This is a genomic window from Bacillus sp. 220_BSPC (assembly GCF_001054655.1).
GTDB classification, from domain to species: Bacteria; Bacillota; Bacilli; order Bacillales; family DSM-1321; genus Peribacillus; species Peribacillus frigoritolerans.
The window spans coordinates 1-23,472 of sequence record NZ_JVPL01000263.1 but is presented as its reverse complement, the minus strand read 5'-3'; the positions used below and the strand labels follow the sequence as shown (position 1 = coordinate 23,472).

The 23,472-nt window shown below is 41.8% G+C and carries 25 protein-coding genes; 23 read left to right on the top strand and 2 right to left on the bottom strand.

The genetic code is table 11. The features are described 5' to 3' along the window. Positions 1 to 182: 182 nt before the first annotated feature. The 4 genes from ADA55_RS21025 to ADA55_RS21010 all read left to right on the top strand — a co-directional run bounded on the left by ADA55_RS21025 (position 183) and on the right by ADA55_RS21010 (position 3,147). Positions 183 to 1,322: a DUF445 domain-containing protein gene (locus ADA55_RS21025; protein WP_048687396.1), complete on the top strand. Its 1,140-nt coding sequence runs from the start codon at positions 183 to 185 to the stop codon at positions 1,320 to 1,322. A gap of 73 nt (positions 1,323 to 1,395) precedes the next feature. Further along, positions 1,396 to 1,752: a YlbF family regulator gene (locus ADA55_RS21020; RefSeq protein WP_034314741.1), complete on the top strand. Its 357-nt coding sequence runs from the start codon at positions 1,396 to 1,398 to the stop codon at positions 1,750 to 1,752. A gap of 147 nt (positions 1,753 to 1,899) precedes the next feature. Then, the gene (locus tag ADA55_RS21015) at positions 1,900 to 2,766 is read left to right on the top strand and encodes a Cof-type HAD-IIB family hydrolase (protein ID WP_034315523.1); all 867 of its coding nucleotides are present in this window, start codon (positions 1,900 to 1,902) and stop codon (positions 2,764 to 2,766) included. A gap of 114 nt (positions 2,767 to 2,880) precedes the next feature. Further along, a complete protein-coding gene (locus ADA55_RS21010) occupies positions 2,881 to 3,147 on the top strand; it encodes a transcriptional regulator SplA domain-containing protein (RefSeq protein WP_226990520.1) in 267 nt (88 codons plus the stop codon). Between the two features lie 392 nt (positions 3,148 to 3,539). On the opposite strand, the gene ADA55_RS21005 is transcribed toward ADA55_RS21010, so the two are convergent. Then, positions 3,540 to 3,989, bottom strand: a complete 450-nt coding sequence (locus tag ADA55_RS21005; protein ID WP_048687394.1) for a DinB family protein — start codon at positions 3,987 to 3,989, stop codon at positions 3,540 to 3,542. Between the two features lie 330 nt (positions 3,990 to 4,319). Between ADA55_RS21005 and ADA55_RS21000 the strand changes: the two genes are divergently transcribed. The 9 genes from ADA55_RS21000 to ADA55_RS20960 all read left to right on the top strand — a co-directional run bounded on the left by ADA55_RS21000 (position 4,320) and on the right by ADA55_RS20960 (position 10,512). Beyond that, a complete protein-coding gene (locus ADA55_RS21000) occupies positions 4,320 to 4,622 on the top strand; it encodes an urease subunit gamma (protein WP_048687392.1) in 303 nt (100 codons plus the stop codon). A 13-nt stretch (positions 4,623 to 4,635) separates the two neighbouring features. Beyond that, positions 4,636 to 4,950 carry an urease subunit beta gene (locus tag ADA55_RS20995; RefSeq protein WP_048687390.1) on the top strand — a complete coding sequence of 105 codons (315 nt, stop codon included), beginning with the start codon at positions 4,636 to 4,638 and terminating at the stop codon, positions 4,948 to 4,950. A gap of 4 nt (positions 4,951 to 4,954) precedes the next feature. Beyond that, the gene (ureC, locus tag ADA55_RS20990) at positions 4,955 to 6,664 is read left to right on the top strand and encodes an urease subunit alpha (RefSeq protein WP_048687387.1); all 1,710 of its coding nucleotides are present in this window, start codon (positions 4,955 to 4,957) and stop codon (positions 6,662 to 6,664) included. 9 nt (positions 6,665 to 6,673) lie between these two features. After that, positions 6,674 to 7,120, top strand: coding sequence for an urease accessory protein UreE (gene ureE / locus ADA55_RS20985; RefSeq protein ID WP_048687386.1), 447 nt, complete (start codon positions 6,674 to 6,676; stop codon positions 7,118 to 7,120). Next, the gene (locus ADA55_RS20980; protein WP_181151555.1) at positions 7,113 to 7,799 is read left to right on the top strand and encodes an urease accessory protein UreF; all 687 of its coding nucleotides are present in this window, start codon (positions 7,113 to 7,115) and stop codon (positions 7,797 to 7,799) included. The genes ureE and ADA55_RS20980 overlap by 8 nt, the downstream gene beginning before the upstream one ends. Before the next feature lie 48 nt (positions 7,800 to 7,847). Then, entirely contained in the window at positions 7,848 to 8,465 is a 618-nt protein-coding gene (gene ureG, locus ADA55_RS20975; RefSeq protein ID WP_048687385.1) for an urease accessory protein UreG, read from the top strand. Next, positions 8,462 to 9,277, top strand: coding sequence for an urease accessory protein UreD (locus tag ADA55_RS20970; protein WP_048687382.1), 816 nt, complete (start codon positions 8,462 to 8,464; stop codon positions 9,275 to 9,277). The genes ureG and ADA55_RS20970 overlap by 4 nt, the downstream gene beginning before the upstream one ends. A gap of 21 nt (positions 9,278 to 9,298) precedes the next feature. Beyond that, a complete protein-coding gene (locus ADA55_RS20965) occupies positions 9,299 to 9,943 on the top strand; it encodes an urease accessory protein UreH (RefSeq protein WP_048687380.1) in 645 nt (214 codons plus the stop codon). 170 nt (positions 9,944 to 10,113) lie between these two features. Continuing rightward, entirely contained in the window at positions 10,114 to 10,512 is a 399-nt protein-coding gene (locus ADA55_RS20960) for a hypothetical protein (RefSeq protein ID WP_048687378.1), read from the top strand. A gap of 117 nt (positions 10,513 to 10,629) precedes the next feature. On the opposite strand, the gene ADA55_RS20955 is transcribed toward ADA55_RS20960, so the two are convergent. Further along, complete coding sequence (locus tag ADA55_RS20955) at positions 10,630 to 11,508, bottom strand: dimethylarginine dimethylaminohydrolase family protein (RefSeq protein ID WP_181151556.1); 879 nt, start codon at positions 11,506 to 11,508, stop codon at positions 10,630 to 10,632. Positions 11,509 to 11,758: 250 nt separating this feature from the next. Between ADA55_RS20955 and ADA55_RS20950 the strand changes: the two genes are divergently transcribed. The 10 genes from ADA55_RS20950 (at position 11,759) to ADA55_RS20905 (ending at position 23,396) form a co-directional block, all read left to right on the top strand. Further along, on the top strand, positions 11,759 to 12,751 hold the full coding sequence (locus ADA55_RS20950; protein WP_048687377.1) for a Gfo/Idh/MocA family protein: 993 nt from the start codon (positions 11,759 to 11,761) through the stop codon (positions 12,749 to 12,751). A gap of 16 nt (positions 12,752 to 12,767) precedes the next feature. Then, positions 12,768 to 13,787 carry a Gfo/Idh/MocA family oxidoreductase gene (locus tag ADA55_RS20945; RefSeq protein WP_048687375.1) on the top strand — a complete coding sequence of 340 codons (1,020 nt, stop codon included), beginning with the start codon at positions 12,768 to 12,770 and terminating at the stop codon, positions 13,785 to 13,787. Positions 13,788 to 13,902: 115 nt separating this feature from the next. After that, the gene (locus tag ADA55_RS20940; RefSeq protein WP_048687373.1) at positions 13,903 to 15,411 is read left to right on the top strand and encodes a sugar ABC transporter ATP-binding protein; all 1,509 of its coding nucleotides are present in this window, start codon (positions 13,903 to 13,905) and stop codon (positions 15,409 to 15,411) included. A 4-nt stretch (positions 15,412 to 15,415) separates the two neighbouring features. Then, a complete protein-coding gene (locus tag ADA55_RS20935) occupies positions 15,416 to 16,414 on the top strand; it encodes an ABC transporter permease (RefSeq protein ID WP_048687371.1) in 999 nt (332 codons plus the stop codon). 44 nt (positions 16,415 to 16,458) lie between these two features. After that, a complete protein-coding gene (locus ADA55_RS20930; RefSeq protein WP_053087443.1) occupies positions 16,459 to 17,418 on the top strand; it encodes a sugar ABC transporter substrate-binding protein in 960 nt (319 codons plus the stop codon). Positions 17,419 to 17,494: 76 nt separating this feature from the next. After that, entirely contained in the window at positions 17,495 to 18,508 is a 1,014-nt protein-coding gene (locus tag ADA55_RS20925) for a LacI family DNA-binding transcriptional regulator (protein WP_048687370.1), read from the top strand. 84 nt (positions 18,509 to 18,592) lie between these two features. Then, complete coding sequence (gene iolG / locus ADA55_RS20920) at positions 18,593 to 19,624, top strand: inositol 2-dehydrogenase (protein ID WP_048687368.1); 1,032 nt, start codon at positions 18,593 to 18,595, stop codon at positions 19,622 to 19,624. Between the two features lie 122 nt (positions 19,625 to 19,746). Continuing rightward, positions 19,747 to 20,586, top strand: coding sequence for a sugar phosphate isomerase/epimerase family protein (locus tag ADA55_RS20915; protein WP_048687366.1), 840 nt, complete (start codon positions 19,747 to 19,749; stop codon positions 20,584 to 20,586). Between the two features lie 302 nt (positions 20,587 to 20,888). Next, entirely contained in the window at positions 20,889 to 22,505 is a 1,617-nt protein-coding gene (locus ADA55_RS20910) for a long-chain fatty acid--CoA ligase (protein WP_048687364.1), read from the top strand. A 93-nt stretch (positions 22,506 to 22,598) separates the two neighbouring features. Next, the gene (locus tag ADA55_RS20905) at positions 22,599 to 23,396 is read left to right on the top strand and encodes an enoyl-CoA hydratase (RefSeq protein ID WP_034314728.1); all 798 of its coding nucleotides are present in this window, start codon (positions 22,599 to 22,601) and stop codon (positions 23,394 to 23,396) included. The last annotated feature ends 76 nt before the right edge of the window (positions 23,397 to 23,472 follow it).

Here is a 23,472-nt window from a genome sequence, read left to right as displayed (position 1 = left end):
CTGCGGGATTTACCGTAATGTAAACTTTCTGATGGTTAAGGTTCATAATAATTCCCCGTTTGCACTAAGTTTGATATCCTTTAATAATTAAATGATGGGCAAATGTGGATAACACATTCTATGATTTTTTAATTAGAAGGTGTCATCAAGCCTTTATTTCAAGCAATAAAAGGAGAAATTTCATGGGTGAGTTTTGGCTAAAGATACTGTTTATGGTCGTCGTTGGTGCAGTAATAGGTGGCTTCACTAATTTATTGGCTATCAGAATGCTATTCAGACCGTATAAGCCAATCCATATTTTTGGGAAGCAGCTGCCGTTGACACCAGGGTTGATTCCGAAGCGGCAGGATGAGTTAGCTAAACAATTAGGCAAATTGGTGGTCGATCATTTAATCACACCAGAGAGCATTCAAAGTAAAGTCATCAATGATGCCTCTATACAGAATATGAAAATTTTCGTCCAGGCAGAAGTAAAGAAAGCATTGTCCACACAAAAAAGTACTGCTCAATTGCTTGATCAATTGGGAATGAAGAATTCTTCATTTACGCTGGAACAGCGATTACAAACATTCATTCTTGGTAAATATGAAATATGGTCGGAAGAGAACATGAGCAAGAGCTTGAAAGATATCGTCCCTCCGCAGCTTCAGCAAAAAGCCCTCGACTCGATTCCTGATTTGTCACGTTTCATCGTGAAAAAGGGAAAAGAATATTTTGACAGTGCGGAAGGCAAACGCCGTCTTGAAGACATGTTGGATGATTTTTTCAAGGAACGGGGCAAGCTGATCAATTTAATTCAGATGTTCATTGGAAACGAAAAGTTAATTGACAAGATTCAGCCGGAAATCATTAAATTTTTTGAACAATCGCGAACGATTGATATATTGTCAGTGATGTTGGTGAAAGAGTGGGGAAATCTCGAGAAATGGGATATAGAGAAAATCGAGGGAATGATCGGGAGAGAAACGATAAAACAATGGATTACCGAAAAAACGGTTGAAATGCTGCCTGTCGCTTCGATCCTGAATAAGCCGGTTCGAGAATTGACTGCCAATTTCTCGGACACCATTGTGGAAAAGGGCGTTCCGATTTTTGTGGAAAAAGGTGCCAAGTACGTAATCAATCATTTCCAGCCGCTATTCCAAAAACTGCATTTGGACGATATCGTAGAAGAACAGGTTTCGTCCTTTTCTGTGTCCCGTCTTGAGGAAATGGTCGTTTCCATCACTAAGAAGGAATTGTCGATGATCACATACCTTGGGGCCTTGCTTGGTGGAATCATCGGTTTATTTCAAGGTTTCGTAACTGTTTTAATAGGATGACGTGTAATTCTCAATCGGATTTGTTATAGTGGAAAAGGTGTAGGAATACAATGATTACCGGGAGGGGAAATAAATGAGTAACGTATATGATGCAGCGTATGAAATGGAAAAGGCGATTAGGGCAAGCAATGAATATGCCGATTTGCAACGCTTATATGATCTTGTGAATTCGGATGAAGCAACAAAAGGAATGTTTGAAAACTTCCGTAATCTCCAGATGTCATTGCAGCAAAAGCAAATGATGGGACAGGAGATTGCACCGGAAGAGGTTGAGCAAGCACAAAAGACGGTACAGCTTGTCCAACAAAACCCAACCATTTCACAATTGATGGAAGCTGAACAACGGATGAGCATGGTCATCGCAGACCTCAATAAAATTATCATGAAGCCGCTTGAAGATTTATATGGCTTGCCAGAACAACAGCAATAAGCAGTTGGAGACTCCCTTCTTTAATGGTTGGGGGTTTTTTTGTTCCCTGAAAGCACAAGTGCAAGGGTCGTGAACCACTATTTGTTCTATTCTCGAAATTTTAGTCATAAATTTTGAAAGAGGATACAACAGATGGGAGAGATCAGCATGGTATATCGACTACTTGCGGTCAATATCGACGGGACATTGCTCCAGTCGAATGGCCGTTTAAATAAATCGACTAAAGAAGCAATAGATTATGTTCACCAAAAAGGTGTCCATGTTGCACTTGTGACGTCAAGAAACTATCACTCAGCAAAAAAAGTGGCCAAAGCCCTAAAAATAAATCCGATGATCGTTGCTCAGCAAGGAGCCTTTGTCGGAGCTTCCATGGAAAAGCCGATAATGGTAAAAAGAATATCAGAAGAACTGACTGCAGAGCTCGTGCAAATGCTTGAAAAGACCACGTGCCAAATATTGCTCATTCATGAAAAATACTCGCTGGGCAATCGGGTGAACCTCCCGGAGAATTTGCTTGGTAAATCGGTTATGTATTTGAATGACCAAAATATTTATGCTCAAAATTATGTGGATGATATCAGTGAAGAGCTTATTGATCAGCCGATGGCCCCGACGAAGATGGACATTATATTTCCAGAAAAAAATGCTCGAAATGATATGTTGAAATTGATAAAGGAAATGTTCCCTGAGGTGGATGCAGTCTTACACCCAGGACATAAACTGACAATCGTTCCGAAGGGTGTATCTAAATGGAGTGGTGTATTGTATTTAGCGGACCATTTAAAGGTGAAAAGAACGGAGATCGTCTCGATTGGCGATGGATTGGATGATATGGATATGATTGCCGGTTCTGGTCTGGGAGTTGCCATGGGCAATGCGGATGAGGAAGTACGGAAAGTGGCAAAATGGGTGACGCGCTCCAATGATCAAGATGGTGTTGCCTATATGCTTAGGGAGTTTTTCCGGAAACAGCATCCGATCGAATTTTTACAAAAAATGAATATGCTTAAGTGAATGGCGGGGCTCCTTCTTTTGAAGGGGCCCCATTCAGATAACGCGACTTGCGAGGTCTGTCATCTTTCATAAATAATTATAAGTTTCTTTCCATAAACTAAAGGAAAATCAGTAATGGAAAGGAAGAATTCAATGGGTGTAATCAATGCAAAAGAAGTGCAGGTCGGTGACGAGGTGTTTGTGATTTATAATAATCCCCATGTCCCTACAGTTTCGAATATCAGGGCAGCAGAAATTGTTCCGCACCCCAAAGATCCCAATGCAGTTGCCTTGTTCCTGAACGATACATTTCATACGATCGAGGATGATGATGCTTTGTTCACTTCGGAAGCCTCAGCGGAAAAGGCATACAGTGATTATATGGATAACCAAATGACTTAAAGAGACGTTCACTTCGAATGAACTGAAGAAAGCCCTCGCTATTAAAGAGCGGGGGCTCTTTTTAATTTTATTCACGAGTGTTTGCTACAAACTCACGAGTAACGCTCGAATTCACGAGTATTTCCACTAAACTCACGAGTAAAAGATTGAAACTCACGAGTAAATGTAGCAAACTCACGAGTAAAAGCTTAAAATTCACGAGTAAACGCCCGATTTTACGGGTGGATGCTCGAACTCACTAGTAAACGCTTGAAATTCACGAATATTTGCAGCGAACTCACGATTATTTGCTCCAAACTTACGTGTAAACGCACCAAAACTGTAATTTTTCGTCCTAAATAAAAAAACAGCCACTTCCATTACAAGAAAAACAGAGTGACAGTTTCTTAATCTCAGTTTTTGGATTGTATGAATAGTTTCATTGCGTGAATTTGGCCTATATGATTGGTTTCGTGCAAGACTACAAAATTAATGAATTCTCCCACTGTTTCCATTCCGTTGAAAGGCTGTGCTGTTTTTTCTGCCAATCGTTCTTCCGGAATTTCAAGAAGTCGATCAAGTTGTTCATGCAACTGTTGCTTTAATACTTCAACGGTAGGTACATCTCCGGTCCAGTTGGCTGGTTTTGAACCATATCCGAATAGCTGGCTGTAACTCTCTGGCAAATTACTGCTGGAGTTCAATAAAAACTTTTCCGCTGCAGTAAGGACATGTCCAATGTGCCAATGGATTGTATTATTAAAACCTTCAGGCTGCACATCCATGAACTCTGGATTGATTCCCTCAATTTCTTTTAAAAGATTGGTGCGCATGGCTGTCAGTTGATTTTTAACATAATTCATTTTACATTCCCCTTTCAATCCTGTTTTTTTCTAAACGCTATCCCATGAAATTATAGCAAGGATAATTCAGTATTATCAAATTTTAGCTAGGTCTTTTCAAAAGGGGAAGGCTTATCAATTTACAATTAAATTCATTTTAAGGGTTGTAATTGTCAGATAATTTATTATAATTAAAATAATGTTAGATAAACTTACATAACTATGTAAAGTTAAGGGCCGGAATGTTGGGTCGGATAATGGTAATTGACTGAAACGGCGCATTGAAAGAGTTGCAGCCGAACTTAAGGGGTAGGTATTTTAACGGCATAGATTGGCAAAAGGAGAGAGGGTATGCGTTTAACAGCAAGGGAACAGGAAAAGTTAATGGTTGTAGTGGCGGCGGATTTGGCAAGAAGGCGAAAAGATCGCGGCTTGAAGTTGAACTATCCGGAATCCATTGCCTTGATTACCTACGAAATAGTCGAAGGGGCCAGGGATGGGAAATCAGTATCGGAACTGATGCAATTTGGCAGGACGATTCTTTCAAGTGAAGATGTTATGGATGGGATTCCTGAGATTATTCATGATATTCAAGTTGAGGCAACGTTTCCGGATGGTACAAAGCTTGTGACTGTTCATAATCCGATTCAGTAAGGAGGAAGAGGCCATGATACCAGGTGAATATGTCTTGAAAAAAGAACCGGTCGTATGTAACGAGGGAAAGATTTCAACGGTCATAACAGTCATCAACAGGGGAGACCGCCCGATACAGATTGGCTCACACTTTCACTTTTATGAAGTGAATCTTGGACTGGAGTTCATTCGTGAGGATGCTTTTGGGAAAAGGCTGAACATTCCTGCTGGTACAGCTGTCCGTTTTGAGCCGGGCGATGCGAAGGAAATCGAACTGGTCCCATTCAGTGGCAAGAGGGAAGTTTATGGATTAAGCAATAAAACGAATGGTCCGCTTGATAAGGAGTGAAAATATGAGCCATGAAATGTCACGTAAGCAATATGCCGATATGTTTGGTCCGACAACAGGGGATTTAATTAGATTGGCAGATACTGAGCTTTTCATAGAAGTGGAAAAGGATTTTACAAAGTACGGTGATGAAGTGAAATTTGGCGGGGGTAAAGTGGTACGTGATGGTATGGGGCAGCATCCAACCGCTTCAAGAGGTGAGGTGATGGATCTTGTTTTCACCAACGCGATCATCATCGATTATACAGGCATCTATAAAGCGGACATTGGCGTGAAGGATGGAAATATTGCAACTATAGGAAAAGCGGGAAATCCCCTATTGATGGATGGGGTGACAGTGGTGATAGGAGCAGCTACTGAAATAATTGCGGCTGAAGGAAAAATCGTTACAGCTGGTGGTATTGATGCCCACATCCATTTCATTGCCCCGCAGCAAATCGAGACTTCACTGTCAAGCGGGATCACGACAATGATCGGTGGGGGAACCGGACCTGCAACGGGAACGAACGCCACGACGTGTACTCCGGGAGCTTGGAATATACATAAAATGCTCGAAGCAGCAGATCATTTCCCTATGAATCTCGGTTTTTTGGGTAAAGGTAATTCCTCCGCCAAAGAACCGCTTGCTGAGCAAATAGAGGCTGGTGCGATCGGGCTGAAGCTACATGAAGATTGGGGCACGACGGCAGCAGCGATCGATACAAGTTTAATGGTGGCTGACGAATACGATGTTCAAGTGGCGATTCATTCCGACACGCTTAATGAAGGTGGTTTCGTCGAGGATACAATCAGAGCGATCGACGGCCGTGTCATTCATACATATCATACCGAAGGAGCGGGTGGGGGGCATGCCCCTGATATCATCAAGGCGGCTGGTTATCAGAATATTCTCCCGTCCTCGACGAACCCTACCCGTCCATATACCATCAATACGTTGGTAGAGCATTTGGATATGCTGATGGTATGCCACCATTTGGATCCATCCGTACCTGAAGATATCGCTTTTGCCGATTCCAGGATAAGAAAAGAGACTATCGCAGCTGAAGACATTCTTCATGACCTGGGCGTCTTTAGCATGATCAGCTCCGATTCCCAAGCGATGGGGCGGGTAGGGGAAGTTATTCTACGAACATGGCAGACGGCCGATAAGATGAAAAAGCAGCGTGGCAAAATGCTGGAGGATACAGGGGAAGGGGACAATTTCCGCGTTAAGCGTTATATTGCCAAATATACGATAAATCCTGCAATTACACATGGGATTTCTGATGTCGTCGGATCTGTGGAAGAAGGGAAATTCGCAGACTTGGTGCTATGGGATCCTGCCTTTTTCGGGGTTAAACCGGACATGATTCTAAAAGGGGGCATGATAGCGCACAGTATGATGGGCGACCCGAATGCTTCTATTCCAACACCTCAACCCGTGCTATACCGCCCGATGTTTGCAAGTTTTGGACAGGCCGTTGCGAGTACTTCGATTACGTTCCTATCAAAAGCGTCATATGAAGCGGGAATTCATGATGACCTGGGTTTGAAAAAAATAGTGAAGACCGTCTCGAATATTCGCAATCTTACAAAAAAAGATATGAGGTTAAACGGGGAGACCCCCCTCATAGAAGTTGATCCGCAAACATATGAAGTGACAGTGGATGGTGATTTAATTACGTGTGAGCCAGCGGAAATCCTGCCGATGGCGCAACGATACTTTTTATTCTGAGGTGATGACATGATAGTTGAAGAAGTATTGGGAAATATAGAGTTTATTGAAAAAAAAGCGAAACATATGGAAAAGGTTTATCTGGAAAGCGATGCATTAAGAAAACGGATACTAAGGGTTAAAACGGATCATGGAAATGAAATTGGGATACGCCTTAAAGAAAACAAGGATTTGATGGATGGTGACATCCTTTATATGGATGAAAATAATATGATCGTTATCCATACGATAGATGACGATATTTTGACGATCTTGCCTACAACTCTAGGGCAGATGGGCGATATAGCGCATCAATTGGGAAATCGCCACTTACCTGCCCAATTTGTTGGAGATGAAATGCTTGTTCAATATGATTACCTGGTGGAAGAGCTTTTAATGGAACTTGATATACCGTTTCGACGTGAAAAGAGAAAGGTCAAGCAGGCATTCCGTCATATCGGCCATTCACATGATTGAACGTTTGTTTCCGTTGATCCAGCTTTGTGATTCCAATTTTCCTTCTGGGTCGTTCTCCCATTCATTCGGAATGGAGACCTACATTCAAGAAGGGAAGGTCCATGATGCAGCTTCTTTAAAGGCGTTTTTGAAGGTATATATTTCTAAATCTTTAACCTATACAGATGGACTGGGGTGCCGGCTTGCATATGAATTCGCAAGTAGTCATAGGGCTGAAGGTATATGGTATCTGGATGAGTTGCTTTATGCCGCATGTTCCCCCCGGGAATCCAGGGAAGCCTCGAAAAGAATTGGACAGCAGATGGCTAAACTATGCTCGAACTTATACCCATCCGAAGAATTATTGGCATACTTGAAGAAAATCCAAGGAAAGCAATGCTATGGTCATCCGGCCATTGTATTTGCGCTTGTGTGTACCGAACTGAACCTTACCGTAGAAATGGCCATTTATGCCTGTTTGTATGCAGCCGTGTCCTCGCTTATCCAAAATGCAGTAAGAGGAATCCCTTTGGGGCAGACAACTGGACAATCCTTGTTATTGTGGTCACATGAGGTCATCCAGACAGCCGTTGCATTCATTAAAGCACTTCCGGAGGATGAACTCGGACGGACACTGCCGGGATTGGAAATCGCCCAAATGAGGCATGAGAATTTACATGTAAGACTATTTATGAGTTAACCAGAAAAGAGGTGACAGGTTTGCCTCATAGAGGTAAATCGATAATAGATGAAACAAGTAGTCAAAATAGGTGTAGGCGGCCCAGTTGGTGCCGGAAAAACAATGCTTGTCGAGAAGTTGACACGGGTAATGGAAAATGACTTTAGCATGGCAGTTGTAACGAATGATATATATACAAAAGAAGATGCGCTGTTTTTAATGAAAAATGGTGTACTTCCTGAAAATCGGATCATTGGTGTGGAAACCGGCGGCTGTCCTCATACAGCGATACGTGAGGACGCCTCGATGAATTTCGCAGCCATTGATGAGTTGATGGAACTCCATCCGGAACTCGATTTGATTTTTGTGGAGAGCGGCGGTGATAATTTAGCGGCGACCTTCAGCCCTGAACTCGTCGACTTTTCAATCTATATCATTGATGTCGCACAAGGGGAGAAAATCCCCCGGAAAGGTGGCCAGGGAATGATTAAATCGGATTTATTCATCATTAATAAAACGGACTTGGCCCCTTATGTAGGAGCAAGCCTGGAAGTGATGGAGAGGGATACATTAACGACCCGAGGGGATAAACCTTTCTTTTTTACTAACTTAAAAGACGAAAAGGGTTTGACTGATGTCGTGAACTGGATAAAGTCAGAGGCGTTTCTAGTAGGTCTTGAGCAGTGAGTTGGACAGGCAGCATTCGCTTAAAGGCGGAACTGAAAAATGCTCGAACGATAGTGAGTGATACTTATTATGACGGGGCATTCAAATTGTCCCGTCCTGTGTTTTTTGATGAACTTTCACCTACCTATTTTCTCATTCATGTTGGAGGCGGCTATGTAGGTGGTGACAAGTACCATCAGCTTTTTTGTTTGGAAGAAGGGGCTACAATAACATTGACGACGCAGTCTGCGACAAAGATATACAAAACGATGGATGAGCCGGCAGTGCAGAAAACCGAGTTAGTTTTAAAAAAGGAAAGTTTCCTTACCTATGTGCAGGACCCTGTAATTGCCTATGAATCTGCTCGATATATTCAGGATACGACTATACATATGGAAAGCGGAGCGGGATTGTTGATGACTGATATATTTACACCAGGATGGTCAGAGAGTAGGGGGGCATTCACATATGATTGGATCCGCTCCAAAATGAACGTGTTTCAAGATGGTAAAAGGCTGTTGATGGACCACTTGTTTCTGAATCCTTCAGATGAGATGGACTCTGTACTTTTATTGGAAGGATATAGTCATTTTGGCTCGCTATTATTGATAAATAAAGAGGTGGATGTGGAATTCATTACCGAACTCGATGAAATGCTTTCCCCGTTAGGAAGCAATGTTAGAATAGGTTTTTCCCGGCTGCCAATACGGGGTTTGATGTTGCGGGTATTGGCAAATCAAACTCAACAGATAGAAAAGGCATTTTCAGTTTGTGAGGATCTCTTCCGAAGGAGGATCCTTCGGAAGGATCCAATTTTTTATCGTAAATATTAGTAAAGGGAAAGGCGATGTTTTATGGAAATGAGTTTATTGCTTGTTTTAGCGATTGGATTTGTATTAGGCATTAAGCATGCTCTGGAACCCGATCATATCATTGCTGTTTCTACGATTGCGAGCCAAAGCAAGAAAATATGGAAATCTTCACTTGCAGGCCTATTTTGGGGAATCGGGCATACACTTACTCTTTTGGTGTTCGGTGTCATCCTAATCCTTTTTAAAAACGAAATTCCGGAAGCTTGGACTATGTCATTGGAATTTCTTGTGGGAATCATGCTGGTATATTTAGGTATCACGACGATTTTTTCTTGGAAGCAAACGAAGCGGCATGACCATACAGGCCGGGCTACATATCTGAAATCGATGTTAGTGGGAATTGTCCACGGACTTGCAGGCAGTGCTGCAATGGTCCTTCTTACTTTAAGTACGATAGATGCAGCGTGGCAGGGGGCAATCTACATTATCATATTTGGTGTAGGTACTTGTATAGGTATGCTTCTGTTCACTACGATTTTAAGCATCCCCTTTGTCACAAGCTCTTCCTCCAAAAAAGTCAATCTCTTACTCATCCGATTGACAGGTGTGATAAGCACGCTTTTCGGAATATATTATATGTACAATCTAGGCATCAACGAGGAACTATTTTCTGTATGGTTTGGATGAATGCAGCACATATGACCAAGGGATAAAGGTTCAAAAACCCTCAAGTTATAAACTTGAGGGTTTTTTACTGTTAAAAAATCGACAAACAATCCTATTACTCTTTTGCTTGGACTAGTATAATGAGAAATATTGGATAATTAATCCATTGGGGTATAAGGAGATGACTTGTCATGAAAAGGAAACCGCTCCTGGTTGGCCTTTGCTTATTATCAATAACGTTGGCTTCAGGTTGCACGACAAAGCAAGAACATATTTCCGTTCAAAAATATGAAGGTAAACACTATAAATTCGAAGCATATAAAAAAAAGATAGAAATGGGGAAAACAGAAAAAACAAAAGAAATAGTAAAGAATGCGGCTTGGGAAGAATTCGCGTTGGAGAAGGATCATTCTAAGGCGGACTTCATCTTTTATTTTAATGATGAGAAAAATGAAGGTGGAATTTCCGTATATTATGCTTGGGTAAATACTGATGAAAATATTGTAGAATTGACGAAGGATGAACATAGCCAATATGTACAGTTAAATAGAAAGGATTCTGAAATTATATTAAGACTACTACTGAATTGATGTATAGAGAAGATTCTTTTTAAGGGGTGGTCGCAAATTCCATTGAAAATTAATGTTTGACAACAAAAAGGAGAAAGAAACCGGACTTCCATATTAGTCCGGTTTCTTTCATTCTGCTCAGGCTGAATCAGTCTTCTTTTTCGTTGTCCTCAATAGTGGCATGGTGCAACAACGGAAAGAGCCACCGGACTTGATGATTTCGCTTATATCGACTTCAATGACTTCATATCCGCGTTCACGAAGCTGACTATTTACCTGTTTATTACAGGGTAGACTGAATAATTTTTTATTCCCAATCGAAAGCACGTTGGTTCCTAAAGTGAATTGTTCTTCTTTCGTCACTTCGATCATGTCATAACGTGAAGCTAATATATCCATCTCTTTTTTTGTAAAGGACTCTGGAAAAATAAGCGCCTCTGTCGGTGATATGATATTGAAAACACAGTCTAAATGAAGGAATGTTTCAATGAAAGGAACCGCTATGACCTCGTATTCCGGTAATAAGGATTGAAGATGCTTGACGGATGTTTCATCCGTTCTTTCACTGATTCCAATATAGATGGTTTTTCCGTCAATAAGGACATCCCCGCCCTCAATATGATTTTTGAGGAGGTTGAAATATGAAATACCATTCGTTTCGAGCCAGGATTTCAATATTTGTTCTTCACCCTGCCTGATACCTGTTGCCAACTCAGCTACGTAAACGGTTTCGCCAAGAGTGAAACCGATATCCCTCGTAAAGACTTGTTCCGGATATGTAGATTGAGGCGGAAGTTTTATGACTTCAATCCCTTCATGTTCTAGAGCCTTTGTAAATTGTGCGTGCTGCTCCAAGGCAAGTGCCTGATCGATATTTTCTTCTTGAAACTCTTTTTGGGTTTCGTTAATGATCTCCCGGATCTCCATATGACGAGGTTCACAGACGATCACCCGTGATAGCTTTGAATATTCACTCGCACAATAAGCTTCTAGTTCTTCGTTTATTTTGTTTACCATAAATGAGCTCCCTCTAAATATAATTGTATCTTTACTATTTCCTCTTTTTTCTAGAAAGAAACATAAAAATTAAGTCGTGGCTCTTTAATCTTCTTTAGAGTAGATTGCTTTTTATACTGGAATAATTCTGACTGATAATTCTGAAAAATAATTTTCGGCATTTCTGTAAATGTAATTGAATAATGAAAATGTGTGAGTTACAATAGCAAAAAGGAAAGCGCTTTCCCAAAATATATGAGGAGTGTGAATGATGGGAAATATTCGTTGGGGAATCATGAGTGCTGCCAATATAGCCTTCGATGAATTTTTACCGTCCATAAGCCGTTCAAACCGTGCAGAGTTAGTAGCCGTAGCATCGAAAAGCTTAGAAAAGGCTAAGCGATTCAATTCGTCCTATATTTATGAAAAGTATGAACATCTTATTGAAGATTCATCTATTGACGCAGTCTATATCCCTTTACCTAACTCTCTTCATGCAGAATGGGCGGTGAAGGCCATGAAAAAGGGAAAACATGTTCTTCTTGAAAAACCAGCAGCTTTAACGGAAGCCGATATGCACGCTGTTAAAACAGCAGCCCGAGAAAATGATGTTGTCTTCATGGAAGCCTTCATGTATCAGTTTCATTGTCAGCATAAACGAGTTAAGGAATTACTTGAATCCGACAAGATCGGGGAATACAACCATGTTAAAGCACATTTTTCCTGGATGCTTGAAGACTCTGGGGATATTCGTTTGAAACCGGAACTAGGGGGAGGGGCCATGAGAGATGTCGGATGTTATGGCTTGCATGCAGTTACGCAAATCGTTGGCTTTAAACCTGTTCAAATCACAATGAGCGGCAAAATGAATCAAGGCAATGGTGTTGACATGACATCGACCTGTTTATTGTTGGATGCTCAGAAAAGGACTGCTGAAGTTACAGCTTCATTGGAACTTCCATTTATTAATCGTTATGAAATCTTTGGCCCTAAAGGATCCATTACAGTCGATTCTGCATTTCGACCCGACGTATCGAATGATGAACACGGAAAAATAACAGTAAAAGATGATAATGGTAATGTAATCCTTTTTGAGAGATATAAAGATGATCAATATTTAAATCAGATTGAACATTTCCATGACTGTATTTTAGAAGGGGAGAACCCTGATTATAATGTCGATCATTCGATTCAAATGGCCCGTTATCTTGAAAAAAGTTACCAATCATTGAACAGAAAGTCCGTGCTGACGGAAGTTAACTAAAAGGAGAAAAAATAATATGTCAAAAAAAATTCGAGCAGCTGTACTTGGACTTGGAAGACTTGGCTATTGGCATGCAGTGAATGTAGTTACAAGAATTAGAAACGCGGAACTTGCGGCAATATGTGATGTCGATATGGAGACGGCAAAGCGTGTTGCAACTGAATTGGAAGTGCCATTTTTCACGTCCGACCCAGAGGATATCCTTAAAGACGATACTATCGGAGTAATGATCATAGCTTCTCCTACAAGCACACATTTTGATTTGTTGAAAAAAGCGTCAGAAGCAGGCAAGTCCATATTTGTCGAAAAACCACTTACGATAGATTTAAGTGAAGCAAATGAAATTAAAAGAATAATAGAATATGACAATACCATTTGCCAGGTGGGATTCATGCGCAGGTTCGATCCCGCTTATGTTGCAGCGAAAAATAGGATCAATGCCGGTGATATCGGTGATCCGATTTACTTCCGCGGTATTTCCCGTGATCCACATTCACCCCATGAAGCGTTTATCCAACATAGCGGCGGTATGTTTGTCGATGTATCCATTCATGATTTTGATATTGCCCGGTACTTAATGAATTCCGAAGTGACTTCAGTTCATGCTCATGGAAGAATCCTAAAATACCCATTCATGGAAAAATACCAAGATGTTGATCAATCTCTTACCTATTTGGAGTTTTCATCTGGGGCTGCAGGAGATGCAGAGGCAAGTCGTAATGCCCATTATGGCTACGATATCCGTGGAGAGGTCATTGGGACGGAGGGGTCGATCTTTATAGGGAATCTTCGAAATCATGATATACAGATTTTAACGAAATCGGGTAACCTGCATGATATTTTACCCGATTTTCCAACTCGTTTTACCGATGCCTACCATTTGGAACTCGCGAGTTTTTTCCAGGTAGTTGAGGGTAGAGGAATACCAAGTGTAACAGTGGACGATGGCATAAAGGCACTTGAAATAGCATTTGCAGCACGTGAATCCTATCAAACGGGAAAAAAGGTTGAGCTTAATTCATTATATCTGTGGTAATAATTCAGAAAATACGAAATATTAAATAAATATATTGAAAAGTAAATATAAAAAAAATATACTCTAGTTAGGAAAGCGCTTTCTTAAATGGTAAATGACGAAAAGAGGTTTGCCCATGATTAATCATTCAGGAAATCTCCTTGAAATGAAAGGGATTAAAAAAAGTTTTGGTCAAAACCATGTTTTAAAAGGAATTGATTTAGATGTAATGGCGGGTGAAGTTCATGTATTACTAGGGGAAAATGGTGCAGGCAAATCCACACTCATAAAAATTTTAACGGGAGCATACGAAAAAGATTCCGGAGAAATTTTTTGGGAAGGTAATTCTGTCCAACTTGATACACCTCTTGATGCTATGAATCTAGGGATTGCGACTATTTATCAAGAATTGAATGTCATTCCTGAATTAAAGGTATATGAAAATATATTCCTCGGAAGGGAATTGAAGCGTGGCGGAAAATTCTCATTACTTAATCAAAAGGAAATGCGTCAGGAAGCAAAACGCTGTTTGGAAATGCTTGGTCAAAGCCCTGAACTTGCAGATAAGCAATTGGGGGAGCTAGGAATCGGGCAGCAACAACTTGTGGAAATTGCGAAAGCGCTTACCCTTGATGTGAAATTAATTATTATGGACGAGCCGACGTCCAGCCTTAGCGGAACTGAAGTAGAGCAGTTATATCGATGTGTAGAACAACTTACTCAAAAGGGCATAGCGATTTTATTCATTTCCCATCGGTTGGATGAAATCAGGCAAATGGGTGATAGGCTTACCATCCTTCGAGACGGATTTAAAATTGAAACGCTGCCGGTCAAGACAACGGAAACCGATCATTGGATCGAATTGATGGTCGGCCGGGCGCTGGATGAAAAATATCCTAAGCAATCGTTTACGCTTGGCAGTGAAGGGTTCAAGGTCGAAAACATAGTAGTGGCGGGAACCAAAGAACCTGTAAGCTTTTCAATCCGACACGGTGAGATCGTCGGAATCTCCGGACTCGTCGGAGCTGGACGGACAGAATTGGCAAGAGCCATTTTCAGTGCAGATGACAGGGGAAAAGGTAAGGTCTACATACATGGGGAGGAGGTTCGGATCAAATCACCCAGGGATGCAATTGATGCAGGCATTGCTTTTATTACGGAGGATAGGAAAAGCGAAGGTCTCTTATTGGATCAACCGCTTGATTTCAATATTGCCATGGCAAATATGAATAAATTCACGAATAAATTCAGACTCATTGATTTGAAAGGTCTGCGTGAAGAAGCAAACAATTATATTAGGGAATTGAAGGTACGACCAAATAATATTGATCTTCATGCCAGAAATCTAAGCGGGGGTAATCAGCAAAAAGTCGTTATTGCCAAGTGGTTATGCACACAGGCAAAGGTTTATATCTTTGATGAACCTACAAGAGGGATTGATGTTGGTGCAAAAGTTGAAGTCTATCGCTTAATGAATCAGTTGGTTGAAGGCGGTGCCATTGTCTTGATGATTTCTTCGGACCTCCCGGAAATACTTGGTATATGCGATAGGGTCTTAGTGATGAGTGAGGGGAAAATGACCGCTGACCTGGAGATAGGAGAAGCCTCTCAAGAACGGATCATGAAAGCGGCAACAGGGGGATGAAATTATGAATGAAGCAGTCATACAAAAACCAGAGAATGATTTACCAAAACAAAGTAGAACCATTAAGACTTACGTAAGTAAGTTCGGGCCATTAATCGGTCTTATCCTTTTAACGACGGTACTGACATTCTTGTCGGACAAGTTCATGACATTGAACAATATCATGAATATAGCCCGTCAGTCCTCCATAAATGCCATACTTGCAATCGGTATGCTTCTTCCGATTTTAACAGCCGGCATCGATTTATCTGTAGGTTCCATTCTTGCGGTCTCCATCATGGTTATGGGAATCGTTTCAGTCACGATGGGATTCAGTCCGATCTTGGGCCTACTTGCCTGCCTGGTCGTAGGAGCTGGATTCGGTTTACTCAATGGTCTGCTATTAACGAAATTACGTTTGCCGCATCCGTTCATTTCGACACTGGGGACGATGAACATTGCACGTGGAATCGCGTTGATCATCACGGCTGCAGCCCCGATTGCCGGTTTTCCATATTTGATCCAATTTTTGGGGCGTGAATTTGTAGGTCCCATTCCAGTTAGCTTCCTGTTAGTAATAGTGGTATATATCATCTTTCATATATTCCTGACAAGGACCCAGACAGGGCGTTATATATATGCGATCGGTGGTAATAAAGAAGCGGCCCGTCTCTCGGGTATCAATGTTGATCGTGTATTGATCATAGTATATACGATCAGTGGTTTAATGGCAGGTCTTGCAGGGCTTGTAATGGTCGGACGCGTCAATTCCGCTTTCCCTCTCGCAGGCCAATCATATGAACTTGATGCAATAGCGGCAGTCATCATTGGAGGAGCAAGCTTCATGGGAGGTGTCGGAACTGTTTGGGGTACATTGATAGGTGCAATGATCATAGCTGTGCTCCGAAATGGATTAAACCTCCTGAACGTTCCTGCCGATTTCCAAATGGCAGTAATCGGTTTCGTCATCATCGCAGCCGTGTTTGTAGACGTACTCCGACAACGCAAAGGAAAAAAAAGGTGATCGATCGTTAATTCATTTCAAATATGAAACTTGGAGGTAACAGGATGAATGGGAAACTAAAATGGTTTGGAGCGGCATTAGTGATATCGTGTATGGCGTTAGTGACTGGCTGCGGTGATGGGGATAAAAAAGCGGGCGGCAGTGAAGAGGAAAGTGTCGCAGTCGTTTTAAAAACCTTATCAAGCCCTTATTGGAAATATGTTGAGGCAGGAGCCAAAGCTGCTGGTAAGGACCTTGGAATTACGGTATCGGTGGTAGGTCCTTCTGCGGAGTCGGAAGTGATCCAGCAGGTTAATATGCTTGAGGATCAAATAAACCAGTCACCTGGCGCCATCGTCGTCGCACCTTCGCAACCGGATACGGTCGTTCCGGTGTTAGAAACCGCAGCGCAGAATGTACCTGTGATACTTATAGATTCAGATGCTGATTTTGAAGGGAAAACGACCTTTATCGGTACAGAAAACAAAACTGCAGGTCTGGAAGGCGGGAAATTGTTGGCTTCTACGCTTCAGAAGGGAGATGAAGTGGTCTTGATTTCGGGAGCACTTGGCAATCCGGCTACGGATGCGCGGATAAAAGGTGCAAAAGAAGCCCTTGAAGAGGCAGGTCTGGAAGTTGTTGCAGAACAACCTGGTGATAGTGATAAAACGAAAGCGATGTCAGTAATGGAAAATATTCTGCAAAAAAATGGAGATGTAAAGGGAGTTTTTGCAGCAAATGATGATATGGCATTGGGGGTTTTACGCGCCGTTGAAGCTAAAGGACTGGATATTAAAGTCATTGGCACTGATGGAACCGAAGAAGCGGTTGAATCCATTTTGGAAGGAAAACTAGCTGGCACCATAGCCCAGAGTCCATATAACATGGGTTATCAAGGTGTTGAAAATGCCTTGAAAGCTATAAATGGGGATAAGGTCGATAAGCGGTTAGATAGCGGAATTGACATCATAACAATAAAAAATGCGGAAGAAAAATTGGAATTCTTAAAGAGTATTTCAAAATAAGGAAATCTATAGTACCTGTAAAATTCCTTCATGCTAAAATAAAGTAAAGGATAATTTGGAGGAGTTTTGAAAACACATGAAGCAGCCTACGATTTATGATGTAGCAGAAAAAGCCGGCGTTTCAATTGCCACGGTATCGAAGGTGGTAAATAATACTGGCCGAATTAGCGATAAAACGAGAAGTAAGGTAACGGAAATCATGCAAGAACTTGAATATCACCCAAGCACCGTTGCAGCTGCGCTGACAGGTAAGAGAACATTCACTATCGGAGTGCTTGTCCCTGATATTTCAAATCCCTTTTTTGCTGAGGTTGCCAGGGCATTGGAAAACCATGCTCGTGAAATCGGGTATGCCATTATTTTATGCAGTACGGATTATCAACTGGAAAGGGAACATGACTATTTAGAGCTTCTTATTAAAAAACAGGTGGATGGAATCATAATCGCCACTGAACCGAAGAATCGAAAGATTTTCAAGAAGCTTCATATCAGGAATATTCCACTTTTGATGTTTTCGGTGGACCACCCCTCTTTCGTCGAAACCAATGTTGTCACCACGGATGATGTTCGGGGCGGATATCTTGCCGGACGGTATTTATTGGCTAATGGGCATCGGCATGTTGCAGTGATTGCCGAATTAAACAGGGCGAGCGGTTGCTTGCGTTTAGAGGGATTTAAACAGTCATTGCTCGATGAGGGGATCAGTTTAAATGAAGAACATGTAATTCACTCTAAATCGAAAATTGAAGAAGCAAGAAAGGCCGCCAAGGAAATTTTGCGGTTAGAAGATAGACCCACTGCTATATTCGCTGCAACCGATTTAATAGCAGCAATTTTCATGAATGAAGCCCGAAAGGAAAATGTATTCATTCCGAATGAAATATCGGTTATTGGCTTTGATAATACCATACATGCAGAATTAGCTGATCCAGGTTTAACGACAATAGCTCAGCCAATTGATGAGTTGGCATGTTACGCAATTAACCAGCTTTTGATGTCGATTGAGCAACCGAACAGGTCTGGACATAGAATCATGCTTGCACCATTACTTATAGAACGTAATTCAGTAAGAGACTTAAACAAAATATAAAAAGTATATAGAAAGAAATATTCCACCGGTTATGACCCAGTGGATTTGCATTTAAAGTTAAGCGCTTAATCAGGAGGAGAGTCAATGACACTGACAGTTGGAATTATTGGTGCTGGACGCATTGGTAGATTACATGTAGATAATTTGAAGGGACTTCAGCAAATCCGGATTAAAGGCGTTTCTGATGTTGCAGCCAAACATTTAGAACCATGGGCGATGGAGAAACGAATCGAAGTGTTCACAATAGATTACCATGAATTGCTGAATGATCCTGAGATCCAAGCAGTATTCATATGTTCGCCTACTAATACACATGCAGCAATCATTAAAGAAGCGGCAGAAGCCGGAAAGCATATTTTCTGTGAAAAGCCTGTCAGCTTCTCGGTCGAAGAAACGGAAGAAGCACTCAATGCAGTAAAAAAGGCGGGCGTAAAGCTTCAAGTGGGTTTTAATCGTCGCTTTGATCCAAGTTTTCGAAAGGTTAGTAAACTTGTTCAAGAAGGTGAAATCGGATTACCACATATCCTGCGAATCACTTCCCGTGATCCTCAACCGCCAAGTGCGGATTACATTAAGGATTCAGGCGGTTTATTCATGGATATGACCATCCATGACTTTGATATGGCCCGGTACGTAATGGGAAGTGAAGTTGTCGAGGTATTCGCATATGGAGCTGTACTTGTGGATTCAGCCATCGGTGAAGCAGGCGATATTGACACCGCGGTCATTACGATGAAATTTGCAAATGGCGCACTTGGTGTCATCGATAACAGTCGTCGTGCAGTCTATGGATATGATCAGCGCCTTGAGATATTCGGGGATAAGGGCTCTGCGCAAGTTAATAACAACAGGGCAACAACTGTTGAAATCTCTACAAATGATCACGTGAAGAAAGAAAAGCCGCTACACTTTTTCCTTGAACGGTATTCCCAGGCATATATGGATGAAGTGACGGAGTTTGCCTCGGCATGCCTGGAGAACCATGAGGTGAGTTGTAATGGATTTGACGGTTTACAAGCTGAGCGGATTGCTAGGGCCGCGAAACGGTCGCTAGAAACAAGGATGCCAGTAAGTTTAAAGCAGGCTGAACAACCTGGAACACATGTTATTCGCTGAAAGTGAAATCAGCATTATTATCACCTATTGAAGATCAAGGACAGTTCCATCTAGAACAATTGAATGAGAGAAGGGGATACAATTCGGTAGTGTTCTTACTAACCGCATAAGGAGTAAATGATATGAAATTTTCAATATGCAGCTGGATTTTTGGAGATATGCCTATAGATAAGATCATGCGATTCGTGTCAGGAACAGGATATGATGCAATAGAAATACGGGCAGCCGTGAACGAATATGACTGGAAAGACATTTTACATCTGTCCAAAGAATTGTCCTTGGAAATTGGAGGGTTGACAGGCGATTCAGCCTGGCCCAATCAAGCACATGACTTGGCTAATGCCCATATTGAAAATCGTCGCAAAGCCATAGAATATTTTAAAAGGCAGATGGAGGCAGTGAAGGCGGTAGAGGGGAAATATCTTGTTGTGTGTCCTTCCGCTGTAGGAAAGACTTCACCAATGGGATTAAATGGTGATGACTGGAAATGGGCAGTTGATTCAGTTCAGGAATTAGTGGGAAAGGCATGTGAATTAAATATCACACTTGTGATTGAACCATTGAATAGGTACGAAAGTTGCCTAGTGAACAGTGGGGAAGATGCCTTGCGATTCGTACAGGAAGTGGGAAGTCCAAAGGTAAGGATGCTATTGGATTCATATCATATGAATATTGAAGAAGTAGATTTGGAAACCCCATTCCTGAAAACAAAAGAATATCTTGAAATCGTCCATGTAGCGGATAGCAATAGACAAGCCCTGGGGAGGGGACATATTGATTTTGGGAAAATCACATCCGGTATTAACCGATCTGGGTTCAATGGACATATTGTAGTGGAATGCATGGCACCGGGCGCTGATCCTTTTCAAGCAAGTAAAGGTTATCCCGCAATCGATTTAATTTATACCTATGCAGAAGAATCCTTACTCTATTTAAAAGAGCTTTCCATGGATCGAAGGTAAAGTCATTACAGGAAGTAGATTTTGTTTTTTTTAGATAAGGACTAATGATGGTTTAAATTTCTAAGTCCGATGGACGAATGGATAATCGTAAAACGGAACATTGACGAGCTTCCGCATTCTAAGAAATCAGGCAAATAGAATATCAAAAAAAGGGATCTGGTTTAGATCCTTTTTTTATTTGAAATATCTTCAAGATAACCCCAAATTCAAAATAATCATAAAAGGTACCTAGGGAAAAAGGATTATTTTTTTTCTGGTCGAATATATAATGAGCATGCTTTTAATATAAGGGGGAGATTGTAATGATGGATACTCCATTGATCATGACTCAAATCATTGAGAGAGCTGAAAAATATTTTCCAAAGAAAGAGGTAGTTTCGCGTACGGATGGTGGCATTCACACATTTACATATGCTGAGATTGCTGAGCGTACAAGAAGGCTGACCAGTAATCTTGAAAAATTCGGTATTCAAACAGGTGACCGTATTGGAACGCTTGCCTGGAACCATCATCGGCATTTAGAAGCTTATTTTGCGATTCCTTGTCATGGTGCTGTCTTACATACAATCAATATGCGTTTGTCCCCTCAACATGTTTCTTATATCGTCAATAGTGCGGAGGATCGATTATTATTGATAGATCCGGATGTCATCCCCCTTTTGGAAGCAATTAAAGATGAGTTAACGACAGTGGAAGGGTATATCATTATGACGGATAAAGATGAGCTGCCTGAAACGACCCTTTCACCTATATATCATTATGAAAAATTATTAGCCGAAGGAAATCCGAAACAGCCATTCATCCAAACCTTGGATGAAAATGCACCTGCCGGCATATGTTATACGTCCGCCACGACCGGGAACCCCAAAGGTGTGGTTTATTCGCATCGCGGAATTTTACTGCATGCGATTGCACTGGGGCTTGCCGATTCTACAGCAATAAGCGAGCGTGATGTGGCCCTTCCTGTCGTGCCGATGTTTCACGTGAATGCCTGGGGCATGCCTTTTGCCAGTGTCTGGTTTGGAACGAAGATGGTTTTGCCAGGACCCTATTTCACCCCAAAGATTTTGGCGGAGCTTATAGAGACGGAGAAGGTTACTATCGCAGCAGGGGTTCCGACGATATGGCTGGGCTTATTGAAGGAGCTGGAAGAAGGCAGCCATGATACGAGCAGCATTCGTGCCGTTTTATGCGGAGGGTCGGCTGCTCCGAAAAGCATGATTAAAACCTTTGAACAAAAGTATGGGATACCATTCCTGCATGCATATGGAATGACTGAAACAAGCCCGCTCGTATTTGTATCGAAACCCAAAAGCTATCAGGAAGACCTCCCTGAAGAAGAACTTTATGAGTTGAAGGCCAAGCAGGGCCTTGTTTCACCAATGATAGAAATTAAAGTGATCGGTCAGGATGGCGAAGTGAAGCCTGATGGGAAAGAAATGGGAGAATTGCTGATTAGGGGTCCTTGGATTGCCAATGAGTATTTTAAGGATGAGCGGTCAGGGGATACGTTTAAAGATGGCTGGCTTTATACAGGGGATGTTGTCACGATTGATGAAGAAGGATTCGTGAAAATCGTCGACCGGACTAAAGATTTGATTAAAAGCGGCGGTGAATGGATTTCTTCCGTGGATATAGAGAATGCCTTAATGGCCCATGAAGGAATCTTTGAGGCGGCGGTAATCGCAGTGCCTCACGAAAAGTGGCAGGAACGGCCGATCGCCTGTGTTGTCCTGAAGGAGGCATACAAGGGGCAAGTGTCCCAGGAAGACATCATCGGATTTTTAAAACCGCAGTTTGCAAAATGGTGGCTGCCGGATGAAGTGGTCTTTTTGCATGAAATCCCGAAAACCGGCGTTGGGAAGTTTTTGAAAAGGGCATTGCGTGATCAGCTTCAGGATAAATATATCAATAAATAATGGAATATTTGTTTAATTATAACTTTTCACCCTATTCTCATAATGGTTGATGAATATATAATAGATTCATAGAACGAAAGAGGAGGAAATAAATTGAGTATTGAATCCACATCACCTGCAGGCACTGTTTTAGTCACATATTCGGACAGGACGGCCACTGTTGCAATGAACCGTCCAGAGGCAATGAATTCTCTAAATCCGAAAATGCTGCATGATTTCATTAATGCCCTGAAGGAAGTAAGCGAGAATGATGAAGTGGACGTCGTCATTTTAAAAGGGAATGGGAAAGCGTTTTCCGCTGGTGGTGACATTAAGATGATGCTCTCGCCTGGAAAAGAAAACGCTTTCGATGAGCTGATGGATGGAATCAGTGAATTGGTGACCACCCTATACTTCATGCCTAAATTGACCATCAGTGCCATTCATGGTGCAGCTGCAGGGCTAGGGTTGAGTATAGCTCTTGCAACGGATCACCTTATTGCCGATTCGGAAAGTAAGGTTGCGATGAATTTCATCGGGATTGGATTAATCCCTGATGGCGGCGGACACTTCTTCCTTGAACGCCGTCTTGGTGAAGTGGGTGCGAAAGAATTGATCTGGGAAGGTAAAGTGCTTACAGCGCTTGAAGCAAAAGAAAAGGGCCTCATTCATGAAGTGGCAGACGGAACCTTGGAACATGCGGTAGAGAAAAAAGTGCAATCTTGGCTGCAAAGCCCGGTGCAGGCCATGATTAAAACGAAAAAGATCCTTAGTGAAAAAAATCGCCCACTATTAATTAAGATGCTTGAGATTGAAAAAGCTGCTCAGATGAAAATGCGCCAAACAGCGGACCACCAAGAGGGAATAAAAGCGTTCGTGGAAAAAAGGAAACCGAACTTCATTGGAAAATGAATAAGAAAGGCCGTCACTTTCCAGTGACGGCCTCAGTTTGTAGACAAAAGGGGTTCGGAATTAAAAAATTCTGAAC